Here is a 6,945-nt window from a genome sequence, read left to right as displayed (position 1 = left end):
GTAGTTCACCGCCACATGCGCCCCCTCGCGCGCCAGCACCCGACAGATCGCCGCCCCGATCCCACGCCCGCCACCCGTGACGAGCACGACTTTTCCTGAAAGAAGCATAAACACCACCCTCCCCTGAGAAGTTCGTCAGAGGGGAGCTACTCTCCTGCGCTGAGCCGCGCCTGGCGCTCGTCGGCGCGGTGGCTGGCACGCTCGCGCTTGCTGTAGCGGCTCGGCTGATCCGTGTGCGCTCCTGTGCCGCTTCGGTAGAGTGCGGCGGTGAAGAGCGGCGAGGGCAGGCGCTTCAGGGCTTCAAGCTGCTGGCTGGTTGTTTTTTGTTTGGGGGCTGGTGTGCGTTTCATAATGATCTCTTTTCTCTTCCTCTCTATCGAAATTAGACGGCAAAATGCTCAAAAAGTCGCAACCTCTGCGGCCTCGGGCCGCTTGGTGCGTAGCGTCGCAAAGCCGGAGCCTTTCAGGCCCCAGCAAGACGCGCAACGTCATTCGTGGAAAAAAAAGCTCTTCAGGAAAAATAAACCGTAAATTTACGGTAAATTTACGATAATTACATCGGAATTTACGATCAATTTACGATCAATTTACACTAGCTACCTTACTATGACTATGGGGTAACGCGTGGGTAAAATGCCCCGCCGCAACCTCGGATTTCAACGTCAGAAAGATAGCAACCTATGAAACTGTTTCTCGCTCTCACGCTCCTCGCCGGGGTCGCCCTCGCCGCAACAAACGCCCACGCGCAAGACCTCTATGTTGGGAATAATGGCAATAACTCGATCAGCCAGATCACACCGGGGGGGGTGATTAGTCAATTCGTTCCTGGTGGTGGTGCGTCTGGTCCTTTTGACCCAAGGGGCTTAGTTTTTGATCCGAGTGGTAATCTTTACGTCTCAAATACTTCCAATGCTTCTGTCTCGAAGATTACGCCCGGCGGTGTTATTACGAAGATTATCCCGTTCAATGATAACGGGTTAAATGGGCCCTGGGGTATCGCGTTTGACACGAGTGGTGACCTCTACGTTGCTAGTCATGCTGCTGGTAATGGGATTTCCAAATACACTTCGTCAGGTACCTTTATTAGCATCTTCGCCACCGGGGTAGGTAGCCCAACTGGGATCGCTTTTGACACGACAGGTAATCTTTTCACAGCAGATTTTAGCACGGGGGCAATCTACCGAATTACGCCCGGAGGAGTTCGTACGACGTTTGTTGCCGGTGGCGGCGCAATGGAAAATCCTCGGAGCTTGGCCTTTGATGCGAGTGGTAACCTCTACGCATCGAGTAATGGTGATCGGATCAGCAAGATCACGCCAGGAGGTGTTGTTAGCACCTTTGTTAGTGGCATCCCGCAGCAACCGGAGGGCTTGGCCTTTGATGCAAGTGGTAGCCTCTATGTCGGTAGTGGTGGCGGTTCAAGCGTCCGCAAGATCCTTTTCAGCTCACCAGGGGTTTTTGATAGCATCAGCATCTTCGCTACCGGCGCTCCGGGTGGGATGGATCGTCCGACAGGGTTGGCTTTCAAGCCCGTTGTTGCCTCCGTTGCCCCGGAGCCGGGGACATTGGGGCTGCTTGCTCTGGGGGGGACGCTGGTGATTATCCGTCGCCGTGGACGTAAGCAGGAGGCGTAAGCTGCCCATTGCCTTCGATCTGCACGGCACTCTCTTCCCTGAATGTGGGTAAATGCTTGCCCCACTCGCCACACGATAACCGCCTCAGTTACCAGAAACGCGAACCTCTGGCTGCGGGTGGCTCTCGTGCCGCGAAACGATAACAAAACGCCCCGTTTCATCGGGGCGACGAAGAAAGAAATAAACATGAAAACAACTCGTACAACGTCTCTCACCGCACTCGCCGCAATGGCGCTTCTTGGCATCGCTGCGCTTCCCCAGGTGGCGCAGGCACAATCCTTAACTACTCTGTTTGCTGCTACCAATTCTAATAGTGCGGGGGGAGGGACTTACTTTGACTTGAATGTGGTCGCAGGTATCAAGATCACTAGTCTGGCAATTAATGTGAATTCTACAACCCCTCTTAATACCTTGGTAAATCTTGGGATATACACTCGCTCAGGAACTGTACTCGGCTTTGAAAATACGAATGTGGGCTGGACATTGGTGGCGACTGGATCTGGTAATTCTGCGGCACAAAATTCTCCGACTTTTATCGATGTTACCGATTTCCTATTAGGGCCTGGGGTCACGGGAGTCGCTATTCAAAACGTGAATTATAGTGCTGTGTATACTGCCGGTAATGGTTCGAATGAGTTTTACTCCAATGCCGATCTCTCTCTGACGGGAATCTCCGCTAATAGCTTTTTCTTGATCCCCGGTACCATTGTCAGGCCGCGTGTCTGGAATGGGACGATTAACTATGTGGTCACTGCTCCGGAGCCTGGCACGCTGGCGTTTCTTGCTCTCGGGGGACCACTGGTGCTGGTGCGGCGGCGTGGACAGCGAAAAGAGGCGTAAGGTTTCTATTGCCTGATGGAATCCGAAACGCACCCGACAACCTCTGAGGTGACTCTGACGCTGACACGGCAGGAAGCGGATGCTCTCCTGGCACTGTTGCTGCGTGCCCCGGAGACGGTGGAGCTTTCGGCGGAACGGATCGAGAAGCTGCTCTTTCGGATTCTTAAAACGCTGCCGCTGGGGCAAAACTAAAACGAGCGAGGAGAAATCCTCGCTCGTTTTGGGGTTGATAGGGAGGTCAGTCTTCGAGGGCTTCGTCGCTGAACTCTAGGTTGTGGTAGACATTCTGCACATCGTCGTTGTCTTCGAGTGCATCTAAAAGCTTGAGGACTTTCTTCTGCTCCACCACTTCCAGATTCGCCATGGTGGTCGGGATCTGCTGGATGTCCGCCGCCGACGTGGCGATCTTGGCCGCATCCAGGGCATCGCGCACCGTGGCGAAGTCCGTGAACTCCGTGGTGACCTCAAAGCCGCCGTCTTCGGTGGGCTGGACATCTTCCGCGCCCGCCTCGATGGCCACTTCCATGAGTGTCTCCTCGGTGGTGACACCCGGCTCCACGATCATCACGCCCTTGCGCTCGAACATGTAGGCCACGCTGCCGGACTCCCCGATACGCCCGCCATTTTTTGCAAAGGCGCTACGTAGCTCCGGAAACGTTCGATTGATGTTGTCGGTGAGGCACTCCACAATGATCGCAACCCCGCCGGGGCCGTAGCCCTCGAACGTCCGCTCGTCTAAATTGCCGCCGTCCAGCTCGCCGGTTCCTCGCTGTATGGCGCGCTTGATCGTGTCGGCGGGCACGGAGCTCTGCTTGGCCGTTTGAATGGCCATCCGCAGCCGGATATTGGTATCCGGGTTGCCGCCGCCCTTGGCCGCCATGATGATCTCTTTTGCCAGCTTGGTGAAGAGCTTGCCGCGCACCGCGTCTTGCTTGCCCTTACGCAACCGAATATTATGCCACTTGCTATGGCCAGACATAGTTCTTAAAATCCTCCGTTGGATTTTACCGCATCACTGCTGAGCTGTGGCGCTGGCCTTGCGGCCAACAGCTCCCGCGCTCGCCACTCCAGTATGCCCAGCGCTCCTACATACACACCCTCACCGATCAGGTGCACAAGCCCAAAGACACTAGCTACCCGCAGATACACAGCTACCATGATAAAACAGCCGACTGCCCAGAACAGATTGGCGAGGGCCAGTGCGCCGATCCGCGACACCGTCCGTTGACGTGGTGCCACCGCGAGCCAAAGCGAGAAGCAGGCGTACGCTAAATTGCAACACCCCATCACCAGTAAGAGATTGCTGGGGAGGGCATAGAGTCTGGCCAGCCAGCCTTGGGTGAGCAAGACGGCTACTCCCACGAGCAAGCCACCCGTGCAATCAATCCAGAGGAGGTTCGACCTACGACTCACGGCAGTCCGTGCCCTTCAGTTCTAGTTGAGCGAGGGGGGAGGCCTCACTGGCAGCGCTCAGAGTGTGCGCTCCATGAAGCGCCAACGACTGTGGAACTCAGATGGCACTTCCACTCCTTCATATGCGGAGCAGTCCGAAAACCCATTGGTCTCGTAGAGACGATGAGCGGACTTCATAAAGAGGGCTGTATCAAGGCAAACGCTCTTGTAGCCGAACGCTCTAGCATCCGCAAGAAGGCGACTCAGGGTGAGTTCCCCCAGCTTCATTCCGCGAAACTCTGGCCGGAAGTAGAGGCGCTTGATCTCTGCAACACCAGTGCGAAGGAACCGAAGCCCGCCCATGCCCGCCAGCTTGTTATCAACCTTGACGAGGTAGAAGATGCCTTTGGGAGGTGGATCGCCGCAGATTTTGTCGATCACACTTGGGACATACTCGCTCGCAGGCATTCCAACCACCTCGTCCACAGGTACGGAGAAAAGCTCTTCAATTCCAGCGAACACCCACGACAAGTACTCGATATTGAGCTCGATGAGTTTGTCTCTATGAGATGTGATGTTGGCAGCGATGAATTCGTGATTTGGCATTCTTGACTTCGTTATCCTGGGCAGTCGTGCGGGTTGCTTGTGAGGTCTAACTCGTGTTTCTGCCACACGCGATCAGGAGCTTGGCGTGTTAGCGAAACGGACATGATCTTCCGTGACGACCACGAAATTACCCGGCAGTCGCTCCGCATGATTGTCCAGTAGGACTTGATGGCGGCGGCGCTCTCGGTAGACCATCTCACCGAAATCTTTGTCGTTGGTAATCAATATCCAGCCCTCGGAGAACGCTTTCAGAAGGAGATTAACGCCGGTACATTTTTTGTTATGTTGCATTTGGTTAGTGGACAGCCAGTAGGCGGTATTTCTTCATCGGAAATGAGTGCTTAACCCACTTTACCTTGTAACCCTTAGTTCCCCATTCCTTTAGCACATTATCGAGGGCACCCGTGACTACCGCGACGAATTCTTGAACAGTGCCGTGGGTCTCTAACACTGTATCAAACTGATCCACGGGGTATAGTCCACGACTCGCCCAGTCATCGAACCATCGTACTTGAATCCTCAGGTCATCTCCAACTCGTTCAAGAACCAGATGGTGTTCGCCCGGTTCATCCATAAACACAACTGTTGCGACCGTATCGCCGTCGCGAAGGCTCACCGCCGTCTGCGCTAGCTCTCCCAACGAATCATTCAGGTACGATGCTGTCATGGCTATTTTGTATGTAGCATCACCCAGAGTTGCCGTCGCCCAACCAGTTCCGTCGAGGATGTAAGCGAAACGCAACATGTCGTTAACGACCCAATCTCAGCGCCCCATCGCACGGGACGTGGAGATTGCAAACCGCATGATTAGACCAAAAACTTAAAAACTCCACAATAATGTCTCTACTTGCTCTACGCCCTCAGCGGAGACTCGGTAGCTAAAACCACCACCAGCCATCGAACCCCATACCGATGCTCCCCTGCCCAAGCCCGACGCATTTGGCAGGATGAACGTGAAATAGGCACACTCATAGCGGCGACCTGGGTGATCTGGCTTTGGAATCTGGAAGTCATTCGGCACTTCCTCTATGACATCAGGTGTGATACGCCAAATTTTTACTATATCACCAAATCCAGACAGAGAAATTCCATCGTTTTTTTCCAAACATTGTTTAATATAGCCAAATTCAAGTTTTAGTCCGCATAATTTCTTCTGAAATGATTTTAGTATTGATTCCAATATTTCAGAATTGGTTCTTGTATTTATTTGATCTAACATAATGTGTCTTTCTTATCGTCTTAATTTCCTTGAGGACGGTCTGCGCCCCGCGACTCTTGGCCTGCCTTCACAACATCGTCGAAGTCTGGCGAACCCGCATAGATTCCGACAAACCAGCGCCACCCGCGCTTCTTCGTTTCGGGCTGTTGCGCGAGCTGCTCCAAAGTCTCGATTGCCATTTGTTAAATTATAGCACGATGTCTCCCAAGGCGATCTGTCTCAGGATACCGAAGACTTTCTCTGGGCTTTGGATACTGTACTCCACGCAGTCTACCTGGGCCTGCTGCCCTTCTAGCCTTAGGAAGCGCCACTGGATTCCGGTGGTGACGGCACCAAAAACGGGGGCGGGGGGAAGCTCGCTGTTTGCATTGAACTTCAGCGCTGCTACCATTTCCGCCAAGCACTGCGGGATGCCCGAGACGATGTTCTCGTTCTTGGCCTCAACCAGCACGCAGACGGGCGCGGTCAGCACAAGCTGCTCGGGGTTCTCGGAGAGGACAAAGTCGCAGCGCCCTCTCAATCCGTTGGCATCGTCCACGTTGAACTCCACCCCGGAGAAGAGGCTGACCCGATCCCAGTAGAGGAGCTTGAACTCGGTCAAGAACGGGGCGATAATCAGCTCGGAGCGGGCCTTTTCCGTGTTGAGGTTGAGCGCCAGCGGCAGGTAGCGGCGCAGGATGTCGGCCAGAGTCGCCGGAAGCTCCTGGCTGGGTACTTCGGAAAACAAGTTCGTCTGCTCATCCACAGTGAGCAGGAATCGTTTTTTCAGCTCCGGGAGCGTGAAGTCACTGTAAGCCATACCTGGATTGTATCACCGTCCGATTCCCTGCCCGCTTATGCCTTTCGGGAGACAAGATAGATATGAAGTGCGGAGATGTCGGCGGGGTTGATGCCGGGGATTCTTGCCGCTTGCCCGAGCGTAGCGGGGCGGAGGCGGCTCCATTTTTCGAGGGCTTCGTTGGCGATGGACGGGACGAGCTTGTAGTCCAGATCGGCGGGGAGGGCGAGGTGGTCGGCGCGGCGGGCGACGTCTATCTGCATCTCCTCGCGGCGGATGTAGGCATCGTAGCGCGCCGTGATGAAGCACTGCTCTAGGCCATCGGCGTAGTGCGTGGGATCAAGCCCCGCGAGATTTGCAACGGAGGCGATGCTGACTTCGGGACGACGGAGCAGGTCTAAGTAGGAGAGGCGCGTGGTGATGGGCGCAAAGCCGAGCGCCTCTAAGCGTGCACTGTCCAGCCCGCCGACGGTGTT

13 protein-coding genes and 1 pseudogene are annotated in these 6,945 nt (G+C 54.9%); 3 read left to right on the top strand and 11 right to left on the bottom strand.

The features are described 5' to 3' along the window. Together ACH2EH_RS00570 and ACH2EH_RS00565 are read right to left on the bottom strand one after the other, a co-directional pair. Positions 1 to 108 (bottom strand): SDR family NAD(P)-dependent oxidoreductase (locus ACH2EH_RS00570; RefSeq protein WP_395137771.1); only part of this gene is annotated, 108 nt, incomplete at its 3' end. 38 nt (positions 109 to 146) lie between these two features. Next, entirely contained in the window at positions 147 to 350 is a 204-nt protein-coding gene (locus ACH2EH_RS00565; RefSeq protein WP_395137769.1) for a hypothetical protein, read from the bottom strand. Positions 351 to 680: 330 nt separating this feature from the next. Between ACH2EH_RS00565 and ACH2EH_RS00560 the strand changes: the two genes are divergently transcribed. From ACH2EH_RS00560 to ACH2EH_RS00550, 3 genes are all read left to right on the top strand, one after another. Continuing rightward, positions 681 to 1,634 carry a PEP-CTERM sorting domain-containing protein gene (locus ACH2EH_RS00560; protein ID WP_395137767.1) on the top strand — a complete coding sequence of 318 codons (954 nt, stop codon included), beginning with the start codon at positions 681 to 683 and terminating at the stop codon, positions 1,632 to 1,634. A gap of 186 nt (positions 1,635 to 1,820) precedes the next feature. Beyond that, entirely contained in the window at positions 1,821 to 2,474 is a 654-nt protein-coding gene (locus tag ACH2EH_RS00555) for a PEP-CTERM sorting domain-containing protein (RefSeq protein ID WP_395137765.1), read from the top strand. Between the two features lie 15 nt (positions 2,475 to 2,489). Beyond that, complete coding sequence (locus tag ACH2EH_RS00550; protein ID WP_309696708.1) at positions 2,490 to 2,666, top strand: hypothetical protein; 177 nt, start codon at positions 2,490 to 2,492, stop codon at positions 2,664 to 2,666. Positions 2,667 to 2,712: 46 nt separating this feature from the next. On the opposite strand, the gene ACH2EH_RS00545 is transcribed toward ACH2EH_RS00550, so the two are convergent. The 9 genes and pseudogenes from ACH2EH_RS00545 to ACH2EH_RS00505 all read right to left on the bottom strand — a co-directional run. Next, complete coding sequence (locus tag ACH2EH_RS00545) at positions 2,713 to 3,453, bottom strand: YebC/PmpR family DNA-binding transcriptional regulator (protein WP_395137763.1); 741 nt, start codon at positions 3,451 to 3,453, stop codon at positions 2,713 to 2,715. A 5-nt stretch (positions 3,454 to 3,458) separates the two neighbouring features. Then, entirely contained in the window at positions 3,459 to 3,887 is a 429-nt protein-coding gene (locus tag ACH2EH_RS00540; protein WP_395137761.1) for a hypothetical protein, read from the bottom strand. A 57-nt stretch (positions 3,888 to 3,944) separates the two neighbouring features. After that, a complete protein-coding gene (locus ACH2EH_RS00535; protein ID WP_395137759.1) occupies positions 3,945 to 4,472 on the bottom strand; it encodes a GNAT family N-acetyltransferase in 528 nt (175 codons plus the stop codon). Positions 4,473 to 4,544: 72 nt separating this feature from the next. Next, positions 4,545 to 4,763, bottom strand: a complete 219-nt coding sequence (locus ACH2EH_RS00530) for a hypothetical protein (RefSeq protein ID WP_395137757.1) — start codon at positions 4,761 to 4,763, stop codon at positions 4,545 to 4,547. A 4-nt stretch (positions 4,764 to 4,767) separates the two neighbouring features. Next, positions 4,768 to 5,139 carry a hypothetical protein gene (locus ACH2EH_RS00525; RefSeq protein ID WP_395137755.1) on the bottom strand — a complete coding sequence of 124 codons (372 nt, stop codon included), beginning with the start codon at positions 5,137 to 5,139 and terminating at the stop codon, positions 4,768 to 4,770. Between the two features lie 153 nt (positions 5,140 to 5,292). Beyond that, positions 5,293 to 5,691: a hypothetical protein gene (locus tag ACH2EH_RS00520; protein WP_395137753.1), complete on the bottom strand. Its 399-nt coding sequence runs from the start codon at positions 5,689 to 5,691 to the stop codon at positions 5,293 to 5,295. Between the two features lie 20 nt (positions 5,692 to 5,711). Continuing rightward, positions 5,712 to 5,870 carry a hypothetical protein gene (locus ACH2EH_RS00515; RefSeq protein WP_395137752.1) on the bottom strand — a complete coding sequence of 53 codons (159 nt, stop codon included), beginning with the start codon at positions 5,868 to 5,870 and terminating at the stop codon, positions 5,712 to 5,714. A gap of 8 nt (positions 5,871 to 5,878) precedes the next feature. After that, entirely contained in the window at positions 5,879 to 6,490 is a 612-nt protein-coding gene (locus ACH2EH_RS00510; protein ID WP_395137750.1) for a hypothetical protein, read from the bottom strand. 35 nt (positions 6,491 to 6,525) lie between these two features. Further along, positions 6,526 to 6,945 (bottom strand): annotated as a pseudogene (locus ACH2EH_RS00505) (tRNA uridine-5-carboxymethylaminomethyl(34) synthesis enzyme MnmG); the annotation flags it as partial.

Origin of the sequence: Armatimonas sp., assembly GCF_043760365.1 — a bacterium.
In the GTDB taxonomy this organism is placed as follows: domain Bacteria; phylum Armatimonadota; class Armatimonadia; order Armatimonadales; family Armatimonadaceae; genus Armatimonas.
This window is presented reverse-complemented; position numbering and strand designations above follow the sequence as displayed.